The following is a 21,810-nucleotide window of genomic DNA, read 5'->3' on the forward strand; positions in this document are numbered from 1 at the left end:
ACGCATACCACCTGTGCCAAACTCTAGATTTTTATAAAAGCTATCCTCGATTTTCTTCTCATCTTGCTTCATATTTTCTAGCTGTTCTTTTAATTCTGCATCTAATTGTGCGTAAGAAAGCCAGCGACTAAATTCTTGTTTCCAATTCATTCTTCTCTCTCCTCTCGCTCGTCATACCTTTATTATATGAAAAAAACATGCTGTATCTCAATATTTTATAAAATCTAACAGGATTTTACTAGGAATATTTGTATACACTATTGTTAAATACTCCACTAAAGGGAATGAGGATTATGCACGAATGGGGCTTGTCAGAAGAGCTCAAAATACAAACAAAGCAAATGATTGAAATTGCTGAAAAAGAACTATCGATTATGAGGAACGCAATCGATAAAGAAGACGAATGTATTTTATGCAAAATGGAAGATATTCATCATATGTTAGCAAATGTACAAACATTGGCAGCTACATACTATATTCAGGCATATTTATCACCTTATACGGAAAGTTCATCTTTTATTACGACAGCTATCCAACATTTAAGCGCCAGAAAACATGGTGCTCTTATCGTCGTGGAACGAAACGAGACGCTTGAAGCTTTCATTCAAACTGGAACGACATTAAACGCTCATTTAACTGCGCCATTACTCGAATCAATATTTTATCCAGGTAACCCTCTTCATGACGGTGCCGTTCTCGTAAAAAATAATCATATTGTCTCAGCTGCTAATATTCTTCCTTTAACGAAAAGTACAGAAGTTGATCCTGAGCTAGGAACACGTCACAGAGCTGCAATTGGCTTATCAGAAAAGAGTGATGCACTTATATTAGTTGTCTCTGAAGAAACGGGCCGTACTTCTTTTGCTTTAAATGGGGTTTTGTATACGATTTCTTTATAAACACATTTTTCAACAGCGTAGTGACAAACGAAGTTATATCCAATTACCAACAAATGGTTCTACTATACCAATAAAAAAAGGCTGCCTCAAAAATTTGAGACAGCCTTTTCTTCAAAAAATTATTCTTCTCCAAAACGCTCCACAAGTGTTGCAAGTGTACGTACCATTGCGCCAGTTGCTCCAGCTGGACCTAAGTCGTGCGCACCTTTTGTTTCTGATGTTCCAGCGATATCTAAGTGTACCCATGGTGTATCTTCAGCGAATTCGCCTAGGAATGTACCTGCCATAACCGCATGTCCTTCACGGCCTGGTGAGTTATTTAAATCAGCAAACTTACTGTTTCTCACACGTTCTTTATCACGATCAAAAATCGGTAGTTGCCAAATTGGCTCATCTGTTTCCATAGAAGCCTCTAGCACTTGCTCAAATAACTCTTCATTATTTGTCATTGCGCCTGTCGTATAGTTTCCAAGTGCAACAATTACACCGCCTGTTAATGTTGCAACATCAACAAGGTAGTTTGCACCAAGTTTTTTCGCATACGTAATACCGTCAGCTAAAGCTAGACGACCTTCTGCATCCGTATTTAATACTTCAATTGTTTTTCCGCTCATAGATGTGATTACATCGTCTGGCTTAAATGCCGTACCACTTACAACGTTATCAGTTGAAGGAATAACAGCGATCACATTTTGTTCTGGGCGAAGTTCACCGATAATTTCCATCGCACCTAATACAGCAGCTGCACCGCCCATATCACCTTTCATACCAACCATGCCTTCACGTGGTTTTAAAGAATAACCACCTGTATCGTATGTAATACCTTTTCCAACGAACCCAATGACATCTCTCCACTCTTCTTTTCCTTTATAAATAAGAGCGATCATTTTTGGTGGCTCTACACTACCTTGGTTTACTGCAAGTAACGCACCCATACCAAGGTCTTCCATCTCTTCTTTCTCAAGAACTTTATAGTCCATATCATACTTCTCCGCTAATTCAACAGCATACTCAGCAAGCTTTGTCGCTGTTAATACGTTTGGCGGCATATTTACAAGTGTACGAGCTGAATTTGTTGCACGTCCATGTACGTAGCCAACTGTTAATGCTGCTTCAATTTCTTGTGCATCTTCCGCTGTAATAGCCGTGAACTTCTCTAACTCTACACGATCCTTTTTATCTGATTTATACGTTTGTAACTCATATGTACCAAGGCCTTGTACCTCTGCCGCAATATGAGCGACATCAATCGCGTCTAATTTCTCTGTTACGAAAGAATCAAGTAAGATTGCTGCATCTTGTACTTTTGCTGCTTGCAGTGTTTTAAACGCCTTACCAAGAGCCGCACGTAACGTTTCTGTCGTGTAAGATTCTTTCTTTCCTAAACCAACAAAGTAATAACGTTTCACATTTGTTTTCCCTAAGCTATATACTTTCGAAATGGCCTTTTTCTTCGTAGATAATTCTTTCTCTTCTAGTAAAACTTGTAATTGCCCTTCAAACGCTTTGTCCAGTTCTTGTACAAAACTACTCATTTTCTCTTCTTCAAATAAAGCAACAATTACCGCTTCATGACCTGCTAATTCTTTTTGTACTTGAAACATGTTCAGACCCCCTAAATTTCTCTACCACCATTATAACTTTATTTTCGATAAAATGCGATAATTCTAACTACAGTTATATGGCGTGTAAAATCGCAGATCCAAAATCTCCTCTATCATGAAATAAGCCAAGAAAAAAAGTCTAGCGTAATTACGACTAGACTATCTTTGATTTAAATATTGACCACGAAACACTTGCATCGTTTCGTCTTGATTTAACATCGTTAACTCTTCTTCTGTAAACTTACCATTTCCTACTTTTACTACGTACACATTTACTTTTTTCTTACCCCATTGGCTATAAACATCTTTCACCGTATCATAATATAGATCAAGACGGTTTCCTTTTATTGCGCCGCCCTTATCAGCTACTACACCATACCCGTAACCTGGCACGAAGAGAATTGTTCCAATCGGGAATACGCGTAAGTCCGCAGCAATTGTGGAATATAAATCCCTTTTCACTTTGACACCTGAATATGTAATACCATACTCTGGATGCCCTGGCCTCTTACCAGTTGACTCAATCCCCGATGTATAACCTGTTGCAGTCATTTCAATTGAACGATATTTAGACCAGTCGTTTGCCTGCTCTAAAGCATTTATCACTTCTTTACTCGGAGCAACATTTCTCTTAACTTCTGCTGCATGTACTTCTTTTGCACTCATTCCTTCATATATCTTTACAATCTCTAATAAAGAAACTCCTGTGAAAGCATTCCATGTTACGCATAATGCAATTGCAAGTAAACAAGTCATCATAATGCGAATACAATATCGTTTTAACATTTTTATATTCCACACTCCTTCATCGTTAATCATTCCCTATACGATGAAGGAATATGCAAAAAAAATAATCTCCAACTTAATTGGAGATTAAAACATTTGATATCCGCTTTTCCGAAGTTTCTTGATTACGACTCCTGCTAAAGCAGCCCCTACTAATCCAGTAGATAGAATAAATACGTCTGCTTGTCCTAAGTGCGATACACTTGTCCCAAATGAAGAAAATGTTTCTTTCGGTTTTGAAAAATAATCCCACATACTCGCTTTATTAATAATAAGCATACAAACAATCGGATACACAATAACCATTACCCAAGTAGCTCGCAAAATCATGTTGAGTAAAAATCCAATTCCAAAGAACAAAATAAAGAATAACATCATTGAAATAAGTAGTACCGGTATACTCACTCTTTTCCCCTCTCCTTCGCACGTGCCGTAAATACGTGATAAGCTGTATAACCAAATGGTTCACCTGGATTTAATGTTTTGTCCACTTCAAGATGTAGTTCTGATCTTCCTTCTAACAAATATTTAATAAGCACAGACGTATTCGGATCGTCTACAATCTTATCCGGATGTAAGAACGCCACTTCAGACAATTCTTTCTCCTGTACAATAATATTTTCTCCTTCAGGTTCCAAAAGGAAAATAATCATATTATCACTAATCTCATTACGAATAACACCCGATCGAACACCAATAATCCCCTTCACATGAGCGACAATGCCTGTCTCTTCTAACACTTCGCGTTTCACAGCTTCATCAACCGTCTCACCTTCATTTACAAAACCAGCCGGTAAAGACCATTTCCCTTTTAATCCACTGTATTTCTTCTTAACAAATAGCCACCTACCATCTTTTGTAGCTACTAAACCACTAACAGCTAGCCATACCTTCCCTCGTTTCTCCATGATGTAATAACCTCCTCCATCAGAACGGACAGAATATTCTTTCTTTTTTATATATTATACTATATTTTTAATATGAAAAAAGCAGAAACAGCTCTTAGCCGTTTCTGCTTTTTCTACTATATATTAAAAGAACTTTAATTTACCTTTTTTAAGAACTAATAAAGGTCCACCTAATAAGAATAGGTAACGGTTATCGATTACTTTCTTCATGAAGGAAGCTTTCCAACCTGTTAACTTTTTACCCATAACAACGCCCATTGCATCGTCATGACCTAAAGAACATACAGATCCTTTATTATCGAATGCGAATTTCTTCATTTCGCCCTTGCCACGAACTAATACAGTTAAGTTGTGTGCAATATTGTAACCTTGTTGAATTGCAATTTGTGCTGTTGGTGGGTAAGGACGGTTAATTTCTTCATTAATGATTAACGCTGCGTCACCAACCATGAATACATCTTCGTATCCTGGAGCGTGCATGTACTCATCAACTTTTACACGTCCGCGCATCGCTTCAAAGCCAGACTCTTCCACAATACCATTACCACGAACACCTGCAGCCCAAACTACTGTTTCAGACTTAATTAATTCAGTGTCATCGCCATTCGCAACGATAATACCTTCTTCAGTTGCTTCTTTAATTGCTGTACCGATGCGGAATTCTACACCTTTTTTCTCAAGTTGTTTTACAGCGTATTCTACTAACGCTGGATCGAAACCTGGAAGTGCTGTTGGAGCAGCTTCTACACAGATGATACGTGCTTTTTCACGTGGTACATTATACTCTTTGCAAAGTTCAGGAACACGGTTTGCAAGCTCACCTACGTACTCGATACCAGTAAATCCAGCACCACCAACAACGATTGTTACTAACTCATCGCGTTGTTCAGTTGCATATTTAGAGAAACTAGCTTCCATATGCTCACGAATTTCACGAGTTGCATTAATGTTAGCGATTGAGAATGCATGCTCTTTTAATCCTGTAATTCCGAATGTTTCTGATTCGAAACCAAGACCAATTACTAAGTAATCATACTCTAACTCGCCATCTTTTAAGATAATGCGTTTTTCAGCAGCTTTAATTTCTACTACTGTGTCTTGTACAAAGTTCACTTTATTTGTATCAATAACGTCTTGAATATCTAGACAGATTTTTTCATCTTGTAATGTACCAGCTGCGCTCTCATGTAACCAAGTCGCTTGGTAGTGATAGCTGTTGTTGTTTACTAGCGTAATTTCAGCTTCATTTACAGATAATGCTTTTTGCAGACGAACAGTCGTAATCATCCCGCCATAACCTGCACCTAAAACTACGATTTTTGGAGTCTTCACCAAATCACAACCCTTTTCTTTATATAATAGTAATGAAAAATAATACCAAGTACTAAAAACTCTATTTGTCAAGAATGTGGAATTTATCACATTCTATATCATAACAAAACGCAGTCAAAAAATCGTACGAATTTTGTCATAGAAATTTAACATAATACTTCCCTATATTAGTCGGTTTTATTCCAGAATTCAAGCGTCTGGAGAATTATCAATATTTTAAAATAACATAGCGTTTTCAAGGGTTTTTTAGCCTTTTTTTCATGTATTTTCCTTTCTGTATATTTTATACAATAAAAAAGAACCTATGCGAAAACTTACACACAATTCAGTCGTTTTCAGAAGTATTATGAACTCAAATATGCTATCATTTATTTGAAAGTATCATCATTTGCAGGATTTTCGTGTACATATGAACAATATATGAAATCAATATCAAAATTCCATCTATAGGGGGAATGAAAGTGGCAGAAAATCAAAAAGTTTACGACATAACAATTATTGGTGGTGGTCCAACGGGACTGTTCACAGCATTTTATGGCGGTATGAGACAAGCAAGTGTAAAAATCATTGAAAGCTTACCTCAACTTGGCGGACAATTATCCGCACTCTACCCTGAAAAATACATTTATGATGTGGCTGGATTTCCAAAAGTGCGCGCACAAGAATTAGTTGATAACTTAAAAGAGCAAATGAAGAAATTTGATCCAACTGTTTGTTTAGAAGAAGCTGTCGATACGCTTGAGAAACAAGCTGACGGTATATTTAAAATTGTTACGAATAAGCAAACTCACTATTCTAAATCAGTTATTATTACTGCTGGCAATGGTGCTTTCCAACCACGCCGCTTAGAATTAGAAGGTACAGCGAAATACGAAAAGAAAAACTTACATTATTTCGTTGATGATATGAATAAATTTGCTGGTAAGCGCGTCGTAGTATTTGGCGGTGGCGACTCAGCAGTAGACTGGACAATGATGTTAGAACCGATCGCTGAAAAAGTTACAATCGTTCATCGTCGTGATAAATTCCGTGCGCATGAACATAGCGTAGAAAGCTTAATGAATTCTCGTGCAGAAGTAAGTACACCATACGTTCCAGTAGAACTCATTGGTGATGATAAGATTGAACAAGTCGTTCTTCAACATGTAAAAACGGAGGAAAAAATTATCATCGATGTTGATGACGTAATCGTAAACTACGGCTTCGTTTCTTCTCTTGGCCCAATTAAAAACTGGGGCCTAGATATACAAAAAAACAGCATCCTTGTAAATTCAAAAATGGAAACAAATATTCCTGGCATTTACGCTGCTGGTGACATTTGTACATATGAAGGAAAAGTAAAACTTATCGCTTGTGGATTTGGCGAAGCACCGACAGCAGTAAACAATGCAAAAGCTTACTTCGATCCAAATGCAAAACTTCAACCGATGCATAGCTCAAGTATGTTTTAATATGCAAAAATAAAGCTCCTTCCATACGTGGAAGGAGCTTTCCTTTTATATAACATAAAAGCACACTGAGTCCAATAAACCATCGAACTCAGTGTGCTTTTCGCCTAAAAAATTATTGTTTTCTTCTTCTACCTAATACGAATAATACTCCGCCAACTAAGAATGAAATTCCCGCACCAACTGACATCATCCATGAATGTGCTGCCCCTGTTTTCGGTAATTCTTTTTCTACTTTTACTTGCGGTTCTTTAATTAACTTTTCCAGTCTTACTTCCGGTTTCTCCGGTTTCACTTCTGGTTTCTTCAGATCTTTCGGCTCTTCCGGCTTCACTTCTGGTTCCTTCGGCTCTTTCGGTTCCTCCGGTTTCACTTCTGGTTCCTTCGGCTCTTTCGGTTCCTCCGGTTTCACTTCTGGTTCCTTCGGCTCTTTCGGTTCTTCCGGCTTCACTTCTGGTTCTTTTGGTTCTTTCGGATCCTCCGGTTTCACTTCTGGTTCTTTCGGCTCTTCCGGTTTCACTTCTGGTTCCTTCGGTTCTTTCGGCTCTTCCGGTTTCACTTCTGGTTCTTTTGGTTCTTTCGAATCCTCTGGTTTCACTTCTGGTTCTTTTGGTTCTTTCGGATCCTCTGGTTTCACTTCTGGTTCTTTCGGATCCTCCGGTTTCACTTCTGGTTCCTTCGGTTCTTTCGGCTCTTCCGGCTTCACTTCTGGTTCCTTCGGTTCTTTCGGCTCTTCCGGCTTCACTTCTGGTTCCTTCGGTTCTTTCGGCTCTTTCGGTTCTTTCGGCTCTTCCGGCTTCACTTCTGGTTCCTTCGGTTCTTTCGGCTCTTCCGGTTTCACTTCTGGTTCTTTCGGTTCTTTCGGCTCTTCCGGTTTCACTTCTGGTTCCTTCGGCTCTTCTGGTATCTTAAGATCTTCTTTTGTTTTCGGTAAAATTGTAACTGTAGGCTCAAGTGGTGGATTTATTTTATCGTCCACTACCGCTCTATTTGTTATCCCTTTACTTGGTGCTGCTTTTACCTTCACTTTAAAAATAATACTACGTTCTTTCGTATCTGTAATTTCTAGATACTTTGCTATTACTTTTCCAAACTCCATTTTTAACTCTATTGGATTTGGTTCAGCCCCTTCAAATCTAATGCTATCTTGCACGTACTCTAAACCGGCTGGAATTTCATCTTCTACCTTTACCTCTGCTAGTTTACCGTTTTCTACCGTATTTTTGAAACTAATTCGGTATTCTACTTCTTCTCCTAGCTTCGGTTCTTTATTATTTACTGTCTTCGTCGCTTTTAACTTACCATCTTTATATTCTGGCTTTATTGTCGCTGTCGGTTCCATAACTGGATGATTTGGATCATCTACATGAATGATCGCTTTATTTGTTATTTCCTCTCCAACTTTTACTGATTCTTTTACCTTTACTTTAAAGATGATACTTCTTTCTTTCGTATCCGTAATTTCTGGATACTTCACTGTTACTTTTCCATTCTCGACTTTAAGTTCTGTTGGTACAGGCTTATCACCTACGGCCTCCAGACTTTCTTTCACATACTCTAAACCAGACGGAATTTCATCTTCAATCTTTACATCAACTAACTTCCCGCCATCTACTGTGCCGTTAAAAGTAATTCGATATTCGATTTCTTCCCCTAGCTTTGGTTCATGGTTACTTACTTCTTTCCTTGCCTCTAGTTTCCCATCTTTATATTGAGGTGTAATTGGTATAAGTGACTCAACTGGTGGATTTGTCGGATTATTATCATCCACAACCGCCTTGTTTATAATTTCTTTTCCTACTTGTACCGTTTCTTGTACTTTCACTTTAAAGATGATACTTCTTTTTTTCGTATCCGTAATTTCTGGATACTTTGCTATTACTTTTCCATTCTCAACTTTAAGTTCTACTGGATTTGGTTCCGGCCCATCAGACTTTATACTATCCTGTACGTATTCTAAACCAGCTGGAATTTCGTCCTCTACTTTTACCTCAGTTAGTTTGCCGTTTTCTACCGTATTTTCAAAACTAATTCGATATTCTACTTCTTCTCCTAACTTCGGTTCATGGTTACTCACAGTCTTTTCAGCTTGTAATACACCCTCTTTATGTTGAGGTTGTATCGCGACATTCGGTTTCTCTGGTGGATTTATAGTATCTTCCACAACCGCCGTATTCACAATCGCTTCGCCAATTTTAGCTTTTTCTTTCACTTTCGCTTTAAAGACGATACTTCTTTCTTTCGTATCCGTAATTTCTGAATATTCTGCGAGTACTGTGCCGTTTTTCACTTTTACATGCAACGGTTTTGGATTATCCCCCTCAGCTCTTTCGCTACCTTCTACAAACTCTAAACTGTTTGGTAATTCATCCTTAATTTTCACCTTCGCTAATTTTCCGTGCTCAACTACGTTACGGAACGTAATTCGATACTCTACTTCTTCTCCTAATTTTGGAGCTGGGTTATTTACTGTTTTCTCAGCTTTTATTTTTCCATTCTTATACTCCGGTGTAATAATCGCTTCTGGTTTTTGCGGAGGATTCTTCGGATTATCATCATCCACAATTGCCGTATTCACGATTTTCTTCCCGACTTTTACTGCTTCTGTTACTTTTACCTTAAAGATAATGCTACGCTCAGCTGTATCAGTAATATTTTCATACTTCGCTGTAATTTTTCCAGCTTCTTCTTTTAACTCTACCGGATTTGGTTCATTACCTTCTGCTTTTAAACTATCCTTCACATACTCTAATCCATTTGGTAGTTGATCCTCAATTTTCACTTCTGCTAGTTTTCCGTTTTCTACCGTATTTTTAAAACTAATTCGGTACTCTACTTCTTCTCCTAGCTTTGGATCTTTTTTACTTACCTTTTTATTAGCTTTAAATTTACCATCTTTATGCTGCGGTGTAATATCTACTTCTGGTCGCTCTGGTGGATTTTTTGTATCATCAACAATTGCTTTATTTACAATTGCCTTGTCCACTTCAACGGAATCTTTCACCTTCACTTTAAAGATAATGCTTCTTTCTTTCATGTCAGTGATATTTTCATACTTCGCACTAACCTTACCAGCTTCTTCTTTCAACTCTACTGGGGACGGCTTATCACCTTCTGCTTTTAGACTATCTTTCACATACTCTAAACCAAACGGAATTTCATCCTCAATTTTAACCTCTGCCAGTTTTCCATCTTTCACCGTATTATTAAATGAAATTCGATATTCGATTTCTTCACCTAGCTTCGGTTTATGATTATTCACCTTTTTATGAGCAGCAATTTTACCATCTTTATATTGTGGTGTAATTTTTGCTGTCGGATCAATTACTGGATGGTTCGGATCATCAACATGGATAATCGCTTTATTTGTAATGTCCTTCCCTATTGTAACCGAATCTTTTACCTTCACTTTAAAGACAATACTTCTTTCTTGCGTATCCATAATCTCTGAATACTTTGCCATTACCTTGCCATTTTCTACTTTCAACTCCACTGGTTTTGGCTCTTCACCTTCAGCTTTTTCGCTTCCTTCTACAAACTCTAATCCAGCTGGAATTTCATCTTCTATTTTTACCTCTGCTAGTTTTCCATCTTTCACCGTGTTATTAAAAATAATTCGATATTCGATTTCCTCACCTAACTTCGGTTCATGGTTACTTACTTCTTTTCTTGCCTCAATTTTACCATCTTTATACTGTGGTGTAATCGGTACATAAGGCTCTTCTGGCAGATTCTTTGTATCATCCACAATTGCCTCATTTACGATTTCTTCCCCCACTTTTGCGCTTTCTTTTACCTTCGCTTTAAAGACAATGCTTCTTTCCTCTGTATCTGTAATAGCTGGATATTTTGCCATTACCTTATTATTTTTCACATGTAGCTCTACTGGTTTCGGTTTAGAACCTTCTGCCGTGATACTGCCTTCCACATACTCTAAACCATTTGGTAATGCATCCTTTATATTTATCTCTACTAGTTTTCCGTTTTCTACCGTGTTTTTAAAACTAATTCGGTATTCTACTTCTTCTCCTAGTTTCGGTTTATGATTATTCGCCACTTTCTGCGCAGCAATTTTACCATCTTTATATTGCGGAGTAATTTCCACATGAGGCTCTTCGGGCTCATTTTTTGTATCTACTACGATTGCTTTATTAACAATCTCCTTGCCTATTTCTGCCTCTTCTTTTACTCTCACTTTAAAGATAATACTTCTTTCTTTTGTATCCGTAATTTCTAGATACTTTGCCATTACCTTACCGTTTTCAAATTTCAATTCTACCGGACTAGGCTTAGATCCTTCTGCTTGTAAACTGTTCTCTACATACTCTAATCCAGCTGGAATTTCATCTTCTACTTTAACCTCTACTAGTTTTCCGTTTTCTACCGTATTTTTAAAACTAATTCGGTATTCTACTTCTTCTCCTAACTTCGGTGTTTCATTATTTACGATTTTCTTCGCTTTAATTTTTCCATCTTTGTGTAATGGTGTAATTTTCGCTTCTGGTTCTTTCGGATCTTTCATATCATCAACAATTGCCTTATTGATGATTTCCTTCCCCACTTCCGCTTCTTCCTTCACCTTTACCTTAAAGACAATACTTCTTTCTTTCATATCCGTAATATTGTCGTATTCAGCAATAACTTTTCCATCTTTCACACTTAACTTTAATGGAGCTGGTTTATCACCTTCAGCCTTTTCACTGCCTTTTACATACTCTAAACCGTTAGGAATTGTATCCTCTATTATTACCTTTTCTAGTTTTCCGTTTTCTACCGTGTTCTTAAAGCTAATTCGGTATTCTACTTCTTCTCCTAGTTTTGGTGATGGATTATCTACTGTCTTCTTCGAATCAATTATTCCATCCTTATGTTGCGGAGTAATTCTTTCCTCCGGTTCAATCGGTGGATTTTTCGTATCATCAACAATTGCTTTATTGACAATCTCTTTATCTACTTTTACTTCTTCCTTCACCTTTACTTTAAAGACGATACTTCTTTCTTTCATATCCATAATATCGATATACTTAGCTTTGACTATCCCATTTTCAACAGCTAATTCTACTGGTCCAGGTTCTTCTCCTTCGGCCTTGATGCTATTTTCTACATATTCAAGACCTTTTGGAATTGTATCTTCCACTCGCACCGTTTCTAGTTTTCCGTTCTCAACCGTATTATGAAAACTAATGCGGTACTCGATTTCTTCACCTAACTTCGGCTTCTTATTATTAACTACCTTTGTAGCAGCAATTTCACCTTTTTTACTTTGCGGTGTAATAACAACCTTCGATTCAACAGGCTCATTTTTCGGATCTTTTGCAATTGCTTTATTTACAATTGCCTCCCCTACCTTTGCCGAATCTTTTACTTTCACTTTAAAAACAATACTTCTTTTTTCTGTATCCATAATCTCTGGATACTTGGCCATTACTTTGCCATCTTCCACTTTTAGTTCTACTGGCTCTGGTTTTATACCTTCAGCTTTCAAACTATCTTTCACGTATTCAACACCTTTTGGTAGTGTATCTTCTACTAGCACCGTTTCTAGTTTTCCGTTTTCTACCGTATTATAAAATGTAATTCGGTATTCCACTTCTTCTCCTAGTTTTGGTGTTTGATTCGTTACGTTTTTTTCTACATCCACTTTACCGTATTTATAATTCGGCGTAATCTTTTCTTCTGGATGCTCAGACTGTCCATTTGGCTCACTCACAACTGCTTTATTAACAATCGTTTCTCCCGCTTTTGCCTCTTCTTTTACTTTCACTTTAAAGGCGATGCTTCGCTCTTTTGTATCCGTAATCTCTGGATATTTTGCGATTACCTTACCATTTTCTACTTTTAACTCTACTGGATTTGGTTCAGTACCTTCAGCCCTCTCACTGCCTTGAACAAATTCTAAGTTAGCTGGAATTTCATCTTCTATTGTAACTGCATCTAGTTTTCCGTTTTCCACCGTATTTTTAAAGCTAATTTGATATTCAAATTCTTCTCCTAGCTTCGGCTTCTTATTTGTTGCTTTTTTCTTTGCATCAATTTTACCGGCCTTATGCTGTGGTGTAATCTTCTCTTCTAGATCCTTTGGTGGATTTGTTTTATCACTAACGGTTGCTTTGTTAACAATTTCTTCACCAATTTTTGCAGTTTCTTTTACTTTTGTTTTAAAGACGATACTTCTTTCTTCCATATCCATAATTTCTGGATACTTTGCCATTTTCAAACTTCAGCTCTACTGGCTCTGGTTTTACACCTTCGGCTTTCAAACTATCTTTCACGTATTCAAGACTACTTGGTAATTCGTCTTCAATCGTCAATACATCTAGACGTCCATCTTTTATCTTATTTTTAAATGTAATACGATACTCTACCTCATCACCTAACTTCGGTGTTTTATTAGAAGCTATTTTTCTCGCCTCTATTTCCCCTGGAACTTCTTTTGGGGTAGTAACCGTAACATTTGCATCGTCCTCAGTTTCATACTTTATCTCGGCACTATCTTGTCCCTTTACAACAACGACATTTTTTACTGTTGTATCTGATTGTACAGAATCTTTCACTTTCACTTTTACTTTGAATGTAATAACGGTACTTTCACCCGGCTTTAAAACACCACCGTTTTTAGCATCTGCACCCTCACCAACACGGAAATCAATTTGATTATTTACAAACTCTGCTTCATCATCGTTTGCATCATCTGTTTTTTGTCCTTTATTGCTTCCAGTAACATATTGAATAGACCCTGGAACATACTCTAAACGATCATCTAATTTATCAAAACCTTTTACATTTGATACCGGCGCTTGGTTATTTTTCGTATCATTTTTCACTTCAATTTGATACGTAAACTCTTCACCAGCTTTAACGTCCTTAATTTCTTTTCCGGCACTATCTAATGCCTTTTTATCAACTTGTAAGTTTGGAGCATTATGTTCTGTAACGAGTGTAGCGTTATTTAATACGTAAATATCACCGCCACCACCATATGCTCTAAAACGCATTTTTGCTTCTTTTAAATCATTTTTCACTTGAGTGGGTCCTTCAAGGTGATACGTATGAATATCTGTACTGAAAGAATTTGTCCAATCTGGATTATATCCTGGGTATTTTTTCGTAACAAATTCGTTAGTACCATCTACTTGTACTTCTGTCATAGATGAGTCATTAACATCATTATCTTTACCTTTAATATTTTTAAACTTTTGATACCCTAACCCAAAATCATACTCTCCATAATCATAGGCATATCCATCATTATCAGCTGGATCACCTTGCGATGAAAAATAACTAAATTTCGCCTTAAAAGCGCCTTCTTTTGGTGTGTTTATTTTATTAACACTAATATCTGTCCAAGCTGTACTTTTTTGAGAGACTAGCCCTTCCCAAATCTTCATGTCTTTTACTGTTTCTTTATAGTTTTCATAAACTAATATAAGATTCCAGTTACCCCAGTAATAGCCACTACCTTTTTCAAATTTAATTTGTGGCACATTTGCAACTGTCACCGTTTGAGAAATACCTTGCTGTGCAATTACATTTGTTACATCTGCATACGCTACGTATCCTGCACCACTGCCATAGTGATTTGCAATATACGGTAAAGAATCCGCTTTTCGTATACTATCAGCACTTACTTCAGCGTATTGCTTATTTCCCATCTTCATTTTAACGGGTTGTCTTACATCTTCATCGCTAACTCTATAATCTGTCCTTGCATCACTCGGAGTCCCCATAGCAGCTGTCCAAAACAAATACGCCTTTTTCACTTTACTTCCAGCAGGAATGTTAGGAAATGCACCTGTTGACGAATTAAAAGTACTATCATCGTTATCAACATCAACCGTCATTTTATTCGTTTTATAACCCATACTTTGTCTGCCATAATGATCAGATGTCAAACCAAGCGTCACATTACCAGTCTGTACTAAATTACCAGGAGCAATTGTAGAATACAACGGGTCTCCAAATCCTTGTTTATCTCCTGTTTGGATTTGAACCTTCGAAGCATTTTCTGATGCAGCTTGTACTTCTGCATCACTCTGCTTTACTGCTAAAGGTGATTGCTTTTTCTCTTTTTCTAGTTGCTTCTCAGCTTCAGGTTGTTTTATCTTCTCTATTTCTGTTTTTTGTGCAGATGTATTTTTATCTTCTACAGATACTTTTAATTTTCCATCCACTTCTTTAGTTTTTGAATCAGTTGTTGATCCGATAGCTTTCTTACTACTGTCAGCCTCATCATCGGTATTAGCTTCTAACTTCTCTTCAGAGGGAAGCCCTTCAACATCTACAGACATGTTTCCTATCTGTAGTTGATCCTTTTGCACACTAATTTTTTGCTTATACTCTTTATTAAAATGTTGCGCACGACGAGCTTTTATTAATACAGTCATTTTTTCATGTGATTTTAAATCTTGAATTTTAAGATTAGAAGAAAGAACCTTTCCTCCATTATCTTTTTCCTCTACATAGAAATCCGCTACCTTATTTTCAAGTAACTTCTCTCCGTTTACTTTCACAGATTGCGAAAGAAACTCAATTCCATTGTCATTATTTTGTTTAATTACTAATTCTCGGATTGGTGTATCTCCCGTATTTTCAATCTTATATTGAAATACGGGCTCCCTCTCAGCTACTTCTCCCCTATACATTTCAGCATTCACTTTCTCTGCCTTAATTTTCACATCATTTCCTTGTAACTCATCCCAGCTTTTTTTATTTATCTCTGTAGCAAAAGCACTGGGCGAAGGCAATATGATGGATAGGAGAAGTGTAATCATTGTTACGACATTAAAACACTTCAATACTTGCTTCATATTTTCTACCTTTCTCCTTTCTATATACTTGCTATCCGGCTACTAAATTGCAGCAACCCTTTCATTTAGTAGCCGAATACATAGCAATATATATCCACTCGCAACAATCCGACCTACGAAAATGTATCGTTGAAATCCCAATGTCAACAATATAAATCTCATAGAATATTACTATTTTAATTTATCAAAAATAGCATATATACCGGACACTTATACAAACCTTTACCATACTTTTAATATAGTAAAAACACCGTGCTGTATAGGTTTATATAACAGTTAAAGGATACTTAAAAATTTTAACATACTCCTCATCCTATTTATACATACAATAGAAAATTTACCATTTTTTAGTTATTTTCAGTTTGTTTTTTATGATTAAAATTTTCTAAAAATAACAACCGTTACATGTAAAAATATGTTATATTAAAACAAGAACAAACGTTCTTTTTTTTAAAGAAGGAGGAATTTTTTATGCTACACGAACCTATTATCGTAAAAAAAGAAGCTTTCCACGCAATCGGCGTTTCGGTTACGACGACTAATGAAAAAGAGGCATCTACTGAAGGAAACATTCCACAACTTTGGAACCGATACTTTCAAGAACAAATGATGCATCACATCCCAAATCAACAAACGAAAGAAACATTCGCTTTCTACTCAAACTACGAATCAGATGAAACTGGTACATATACATTTACAATCGGTATGCCAGTTTCTTCACTAAAAGACGTTCCTGAAAATATGACAACTTTAACAATACCTGCCGCTACATATGCGGTATTTACAACAAGAAAGGGACCAGTTGCCGAAGTCGTTTGTGAAGCTTGGGAATATATTTGGAAATGGTCGAAAGAAAATAAACGTGCCTTCACAACAGACTTTGAGCTTTACGATGAAAGAGCGTTAGATCCAAACAACGTTCAATTGGATATTTATATTGCGTTAGCCTAAAAAAAGATGCCCATTCGGCATCTTTTTTTGTCGTTAAATAGCTACTGGGCAAATTCATTATTATTGTCTACAATGAGAAAGTGCAGTATAGAAATATTAGAAACTGTATAAAACGATTGTTAATAAGTTTTTTAGTTTAAATTCGTCACATAGAAAGGAAGCAATATGGAGGAACTACAACAAAATAAAACTGCTTTAGAAGGAAGCGGAAAACCGTTATTAAAAAATACGAATTTCCTTTTTCTTTGGGCAGCTACTCTTTTTTCAAGCTTTGCTTTAGCCTTTTTTACTTTTTCACAAACGTGGTACATAGCAAAAACATTAAACCTTGAAGCTTCACTCGGTGTTGTTTTCGTAGCCCTTAGTGTTCCAAGGCTTATTTTTATGATTGTCGGCGGCGCTGTAGCTGATAAATTCCCGAAAAAAAACATTATGTTTTACTCCAATATCATTCGAGCGATTCTTGTCGCAACCATTCTCACATGGTTCATTGTCGGTGATGTAACACTATATACATTTGCTTTATTCGCTTTATTCTTTGGACTTGCTGATGCTTTCTTCTGGTCAGCAGATGGATCTATCTTACCGGAATTGGTAGAAAAAAGCCGGTTAACACAAGCAAATTCACTTACACAAATGACGAACCAAGCATCGGTCATCTTAGGCCCTGTACTTGGTGGTATTCTCATTAAATTTACGAACTATGAGACAATCTTTTCCATTACGATTTTATTACTAATTTTCGCTGCCATACTCGTTCAAAAAATACAATTTACGATGCCAGAACAAAAAGATACAGATAAAGGTATGTTCACTTCCATTAAAGAAGGAATCTTATATGTAAAGGAATCGCCATTCCTTTCAACTTTCCTTATTTGTAGCGCTTTTTTAAGCTTATTTTTAATCGGCCCGATGCAAGTTGGTTTCCCGCTTTTTGTTAAAAACGTTCTGCATGGTGATTCGCTCCAGTTTAGTTACTTAGAAGCATCTGTAGGCGGCGGAATGGCAATCGGTGCTATCATTGTAGGTTTAAAAAATATTAATCGTAGACGCGGTCTATTTTGTATTATCATGATGCTATTGTCTGGTGTATTCTTCTTAGCCATCAACTTTAGCACCGTACTTTGGCAAGCACTATTAGCCGGCATGTTTTATGGTATTACAATCGCAATGGCGATTGTACCGCTTATGGCAATGATTCAATCGACAGTAAAAGAAGAAATGATGGGACGCGTAATGAGTTTACTTATGCTATCATCAATGGGCTTTATCCCGCTCTCTTATGCATTCACATCACTTGCACTTGCAATGGGAATTCCAATCGTAACCGTTATGAAAAGTGGTGCAATAGCTGTTATCGTCTTCGTACTATTTGTAGCGATTCGTGTTCCAGTTGTAAGGAAGTTCGATTAGCCACTTAGAGTCATGTATTATACGCATGGCTCTTTTTTGAATGGATCAAATAGTGATATTCCCTTACTTCTCCTTAATGCTGCTCCCCATTCTAATCCAACCTCTAAAAATAAATCTCGCACTGTACTGTATAAAAGTGCCCCAATGTCTTTACGAATTTCCCCATATTTATATGCTCTTACAACACTTTTCACGCGCCAAATTAAATTTCCATACACTTCTTCGTCAGCTAATATTTGCTCTAGTAAAACACCTTGTTCTAATAACCCACTCTTTTTATACGCAAGCTCGACCTTACTCCAAAATATATTAATTTTCTTCGGATTACTCGTCATCGGCACCAGTGCGTATATAAAAGGCTTCGGTATATCATGACGGGAATACGTCTCATCAAGCTCATACGTTCCTTTTCTTTTCTCTTTTATTTGCGAAATGTTTTTAGAAAGAATTGTTTCCCCAGCAATTTTTTGCTCATTTTTACTACAGCCAGTTGCATTATCCTCAGTTTTACAAGCGGACATTTTCATACGGTCATCCATGCGGTCAATCGCAGATGTAAGAAATTCATATAAGTTTGCACTATACCCGCCGCGTTTATGCCTTTCTTTTGTTGCAACACGCTTTATAATTCCTAGTTCCTCTAACTTTGCAATTGAACGGCGTACTGTACGAATACTCTTTCCAACATTCGTCGCAATCGTCCCCATTAATGGACAAGCAACCCCTACTGTTTTTTGTTTCTCATTCACCGCATATTTTCCTAAAAAATGAATAATGATAGAATCAGTTTTATTCAATTGAAATCGGTAGCACTTCAAAACTTGTTTTTGATATGTATTAAACTCTTCTTTACTTCGAAATTCACTATATGGTTTCATTAAATTATATAAGCTTCCCATTTATATCACCTCATTTATAAGTAAGAGGCAGGAAGCGAAATTGGCGTGATAGTTAATATTTTTTAATGGAGATGAAAATATGATCGTAATTAGCGCTTGTTTAGGTGGGATTGCTTGCCGTTATGACGGGAATGACAATCTCGTTTCAAAAATAGAGGAGCTTCTGCAAAAAGAAGATACAGTCCTCATTTGCCCTGAAGTATTAGGAGGACTACCAACACCTCGTCCTTCCGCTGAAATTATTGGCGGGAATGGCGACGACGTTTTAGACGGAAAAGCGAAAGTGATAACAAAAAATGGTGAAGATGTCACAGCAGCTTTCGTAAATGGTGCTTATAAAGCATTAGAACAAATTAAAGATTTACACCCAGAATATATTATTTTAAAAGAACGCAGCCCATCTTGTGGTAGTTCTACGATTTACACTGGAGAATTTAACGGTAATAAGCAAACTGGTTTCGGAGTGACAACTGCTTTATTTAAAAGACACGGATTTAAAGTCATTTCAGAAGAAGAATTTGAAAACAAAAAAAGGAATTGACCCTGTTCGTCAATTCCTTTTTATCTGTCTTATTTCACACTTAGTTTTTCTTTCACTTTCGCTGGGAGCTCGTCTTTTTTCACTTCTTCCCAAGCTGTTACACCTTTTTTATCTGAGTGGTATACGCGTAGGAATGCTTCTTTACGAAGATTTTTTTGAGCTATGAATTCTAATTCTTTCTCTTTACCGTCTTTATCGAATCCTTTTAATTTATACTCGAAATATTTATGTGGCTCTCCGTTATCAAACTTCTCATTTTTTTCAATTCCATCAGCTGTAACTTGAACGTAATACTCATCTTTTCCTAAACGATTAATATCACAACCAACTAAAAGGCTTGCGAATACAACTAAAATACTAAACAGTGCAATATATCTTTTCATTTCCTTCACCTCATATGTTTTTTCTTATATTCTTATCTTAAAGCCCGGAGCTTAAAGAAGAAATTCAAAAACATGACATGAACATTACACTTTTGTAAGATAATAATTATTTCTTCACTTTAGAAATTGTCATTACATTAAATTTCTGTATAACGTTTTTGTTTCGCACGCTCATCAGCTACACTACCGCCAATAACGTCTTTCACGCCAATTCTGCCACTTATCACGTAATTTCCTTATACCGTTTATTACGCCTTCTATTATGCCTTCAATTATAATCTCTATTACAAGATATCTTACTAAACTAATAATAGGTTTAATTACGTATCTCCTTATGAATTCAAGAATATCCTCCATCATATTTTCCTCCTTCTTTCAAAAGGAGGCTGCTACTCCTCCGTGTCCTTTTACGTCCAGTTACAATTGCTGCCCTACTGCGGTATATATCAACAAAGATAAAATACGACAACAACATCCACGATAACGCTATTGAATTTGGAAGAAGCTTCGGTAAATACTAATACTGTAGTTAACATAGCTAAGAGAATTATTTTTTCACCTATATTCGGAGATGCTCCCAAAAACTTTATAAAATCAAAGACAACTTTACTACAATTCTTCCCGTAACTAATTTATTATCGTGGTAAACCGTCTTCCACTACATCCGTAACAGTTCCATTCGGTTCAAAGATTACACGTAATGATCCTTCTCCACCATAACCAGTATAGTCATATACTGAATAAGATTTATATTTCTCAATCACATGTGGCTGTCCAATTGCAGCTTTTACCTGATTCGCGGCCATACCTTTTTTGATTTTCAAATAATGATTGTAACTTACTGCTGCCGAATTGTTATTTACATCTTTATACCACGGTACACGATCGTTTTTTTCTTCATATTCCTTTACAGGCTCTTCACTACGTTTCGTAAATACCTGATTCTCTTTATCTGTATCTTTATCTTCATCCTTTATAGCAGTACGTTCAATATTTACAACATAACCATATGTATTTAATTCAACCATAATTTCATATGTACCATCCGTATCTTTTTCAGTATAAAATACGCGTTTTTCATGGTTATTATAATGTTTTATGTTCTCACCACCATAGTCAATCGTATTAAGAATATCCGTATACGTCATACCTTCCTCAATCTGTTGAAATTCATCATGAGAAATATAACGCTTTTGTGATGATGGTGCATCCTCATTTTTAATACTTTCACGTTTGCTCGTAGTCATAGGTGTTTTCTTCTGATCTTTTAGTACTTCACCTTCCGCCTTCGCTGGTTGCTTTGCTCCTGCTTTTGTTAATACGTCTGTATCGCTAGAACAAGCTCCCAAAATCGATACTGTAGTCAACGCCATCCCTACTATAAGTACTCTCTTAAATGACTTCACTCTAATCCCCCCGGTGTTTTTTTATATCTAGTAATCAACGTATTTTAATTAATACGGAACTATTCAGTTCTATACAATTTGCTATAGCCTTCTCGCTCATGCACCTTTTTTGTATAAAGTGAAACTTTAATCAGTGGGGGGTTTTCTTCTTCCCCACTGATTATTAGTTGAACCAATCGTGCTGCATAAATCTACCTATTAGTAATAACCGATGCATTTACAACTAGTCCGAACATAATCCCCAATCATCTTCGTTACAAATATTAAAATTAAATATAACTAATAAATAGTATATTTTTGCTAATCATTTACATTTTTTCTACATAATCTTATCTTAAAATGAACAATATGAATCTCGAATTCACAGCATTAATCATATATACCATATATAATAACATTTAAATTAAAATCCAAAGTAACTTTACATGCATTT

General features: G+C 36.4%; 13 protein-coding genes and 2 pseudogenes. 5 read left to right on the forward strand and 10 right to left on the reverse strand.

Annotated features, from left to right (window positions below; translation table 11 throughout):
- Positions 1-293: 293 nt before the first annotated feature.
- Complete coding sequence (gene cdaS, locus ACTFRY_RS20010; RefSeq protein ID WP_000545251.1) at positions 294-899, forward strand: sporulation-specific diadenylate cyclase CdaS; 606 nt, start codon at positions 294-296, stop codon at positions 897-899.
- A gap of 119 nt (positions 900-1,018) precedes the next feature.
- On the opposite strand, the gene pepA is transcribed toward cdaS, so the two are convergent.
- From pepA to ACTFRY_RS20035, 5 genes are all read right to left on the reverse strand, one after another.
- Positions 1,019-2,503 carry a cytosol aminopeptidase gene (gene pepA, locus ACTFRY_RS20015; RefSeq protein ID WP_000487957.1) on the reverse strand — a complete coding sequence of 495 codons (1,485 nt, stop codon included), beginning with the start codon at positions 2,501-2,503 and terminating at the stop codon, positions 1,019-1,021.
- Positions 2,504-2,662: 159 nt separating this feature from the next.
- A complete protein-coding gene (locus ACTFRY_RS20020; protein ID WP_000920099.1) occupies positions 2,663-3,289 on the reverse strand; it encodes a 3D domain-containing protein in 627 nt (208 codons plus the stop codon).
- An 87-nt stretch (positions 3,290-3,376) separates the two neighbouring features.
- Entirely contained in the window at positions 3,377-3,694 is a 318-nt protein-coding gene (locus ACTFRY_RS20025; RefSeq protein WP_000027016.1) for a YuiB family protein, read from the reverse strand.
- Complete coding sequence (locus tag ACTFRY_RS20030; protein WP_000415321.1) at positions 3,691-4,197, reverse strand: NUDIX hydrolase; 507 nt, start codon at positions 4,195-4,197, stop codon at positions 3,691-3,693. The genes ACTFRY_RS20025 and ACTFRY_RS20030 overlap by 4 nt, the downstream gene beginning before the upstream one ends.
- Positions 4,198-4,320: 123 nt before the next feature.
- Complete coding sequence (locus ACTFRY_RS20035) at positions 4,321-5,529, reverse strand: NAD(P)/FAD-dependent oxidoreductase (RefSeq protein WP_000856612.1); 1,209 nt, start codon at positions 5,527-5,529, stop codon at positions 4,321-4,323.
- A 461-nt stretch (positions 5,530-5,990) separates the two neighbouring features.
- Between ACTFRY_RS20035 and ACTFRY_RS20040 the strand changes: the two genes are divergently transcribed.
- Positions 5,991-6,980 (forward strand): NAD(P)/FAD-dependent oxidoreductase, encoded by a 990-nt coding sequence (locus ACTFRY_RS20040; protein WP_000829774.1) that lies wholly within the window; start codon positions 5,991-5,993, stop codon positions 6,978-6,980.
- A gap of 112 nt (positions 6,981-7,092) precedes the next feature.
- Here the strand turns inward: ACTFRY_RS20040 and ACTFRY_RS20045 are convergent.
- Positions 7,093-15,784 (reverse strand): annotated as a pseudogene (locus tag ACTFRY_RS20045) (isopeptide-forming domain-containing fimbrial protein).
- A 471-nt stretch (positions 15,785-16,255) separates the two neighbouring features.
- Here ACTFRY_RS20045 and ACTFRY_RS20050 point away from each other — a divergent pair.
- Together ACTFRY_RS20050 and ACTFRY_RS20055 are read left to right on the forward strand one after the other, a co-directional pair.
- Positions 16,256-16,735 (forward strand): GyrI-like domain-containing protein, encoded by a 480-nt coding sequence (locus ACTFRY_RS20050; protein ID WP_044797484.1) that lies wholly within the window; start codon positions 16,256-16,258, stop codon positions 16,733-16,735.
- 165 nt (positions 16,736-16,900) lie between these two features.
- A complete protein-coding gene (locus ACTFRY_RS20055; protein ID WP_440032419.1) occupies positions 16,901-18,148 on the forward strand; it encodes an MFS transporter in 1,248 nt (415 codons plus the stop codon).
- A gap of 17 nt (positions 18,149-18,165) precedes the next feature.
- Here ACTFRY_RS20055 and ACTFRY_RS20060 read toward each other — a convergent pair whose 3' ends face one another.
- Positions 18,166-19,047 carry a helix-turn-helix domain-containing protein gene (locus tag ACTFRY_RS20060; RefSeq protein ID WP_098617108.1) on the reverse strand — a complete coding sequence of 294 codons (882 nt, stop codon included), beginning with the start codon at positions 19,045-19,047 and terminating at the stop codon, positions 18,166-18,168.
- 79 nt (positions 19,048-19,126) lie between these two features.
- On the opposite strand from ACTFRY_RS20060, the gene ACTFRY_RS20065 reads away from it, so the two are divergent.
- Positions 19,127-19,588, forward strand: coding sequence for a DUF523 domain-containing protein (locus ACTFRY_RS20065; protein ID WP_000635484.1), 462 nt, complete (start codon positions 19,127-19,129; stop codon positions 19,586-19,588).
- Positions 19,589-19,617: 29 nt separating this feature from the next.
- Here ACTFRY_RS20065 and ACTFRY_RS20070 read toward each other — a convergent pair whose 3' ends face one another.
- The 3 genes and pseudogenes from ACTFRY_RS20070 to ACTFRY_RS20080 form a co-directional block, all read right to left on the reverse strand.
- Positions 19,618-19,971 carry a YxeA family protein gene (locus ACTFRY_RS20070; RefSeq protein ID WP_000833122.1) on the reverse strand — a complete coding sequence of 118 codons (354 nt, stop codon included), beginning with the start codon at positions 19,969-19,971 and terminating at the stop codon, positions 19,618-19,620.
- A gap of 140 nt (positions 19,972-20,111) precedes the next feature.
- Positions 20,112-20,195, reverse strand: a pseudogene (locus tag ACTFRY_RS20075) (methyltransferase); the annotation flags it as partial.
- Positions 20,196-20,606: 411 nt separating this feature from the next.
- Complete coding sequence (locus tag ACTFRY_RS20080) at positions 20,607-21,377, reverse strand: hypothetical protein (RefSeq protein WP_000834601.1); 771 nt, start codon at positions 21,375-21,377, stop codon at positions 20,607-20,609.
- Positions 21,378-21,810 lie beyond the last annotated feature (433 nt).

Source organism: Bacillus cereus group sp. MYBK195-1 (genome assembly GCF_051916605.1).
Taxonomy (GTDB): Bacteria; Bacillota; Bacilli; order Bacillales; family Bacillaceae_G; genus Bacillus_A; species Bacillus_A cereus.

Bases quoted from the DNA above. Each gene is read 5' to 3' on its own strand.
- ACTFRY_RS20055 (WP_440032419.1), top strand. From the start codon at position 16,901: ATGGAGGAACTACAACAAAATAAAACTGCTTTAGAAGGAAGCGGAAAA.
- pepA (WP_000487957.1), bottom strand. From the start codon at position 2,503: ATGTTTCAAGTACAAAAAGAATTAGCAGGTCATGAAGCGGTAATTGTT.
- ACTFRY_RS20030 (WP_000415321.1), bottom strand. From the start codon at position 4,197: ATGGAGAAACGAGGGAAGGTATGGCTAGCTGTTAGTGGTTTAGTAGCT.
- cdaS (WP_000545251.1), top strand. From the start codon at position 294: ATGCACGAATGGGGCTTGTCAGAAGAGCTCAAAATACAAACAAAGCAA.
- ACTFRY_RS20060 (WP_098617108.1), bottom strand. From the start codon at position 19,047: ATGGGAAGCTTATATAATTTAATGAAACCATATAGTGAATTTCGAAGT.
- ACTFRY_RS20065 (WP_000635484.1), top strand. From the start codon at position 19,127: ATGATCGTAATTAGCGCTTGTTTAGGTGGGATTGCTTGCCGTTATGAC.
- ACTFRY_RS20070 (WP_000833122.1), bottom strand. From the start codon at position 19,971: ATGAAAAGATATATTGCACTGTTTAGTATTTTAGTTGTATTCGCAAGC.
- ACTFRY_RS20020 (WP_000920099.1), bottom strand. From the start codon at position 3,289: ATGTTAAAACGATATTGTATTCGCATTATGATGACTTGTTTACTTGCA.
- ACTFRY_RS20050 (WP_044797484.1), top strand. From the start codon at position 16,256: ATGCTACACGAACCTATTATCGTAAAAAAAGAAGCTTTCCACGCAATC.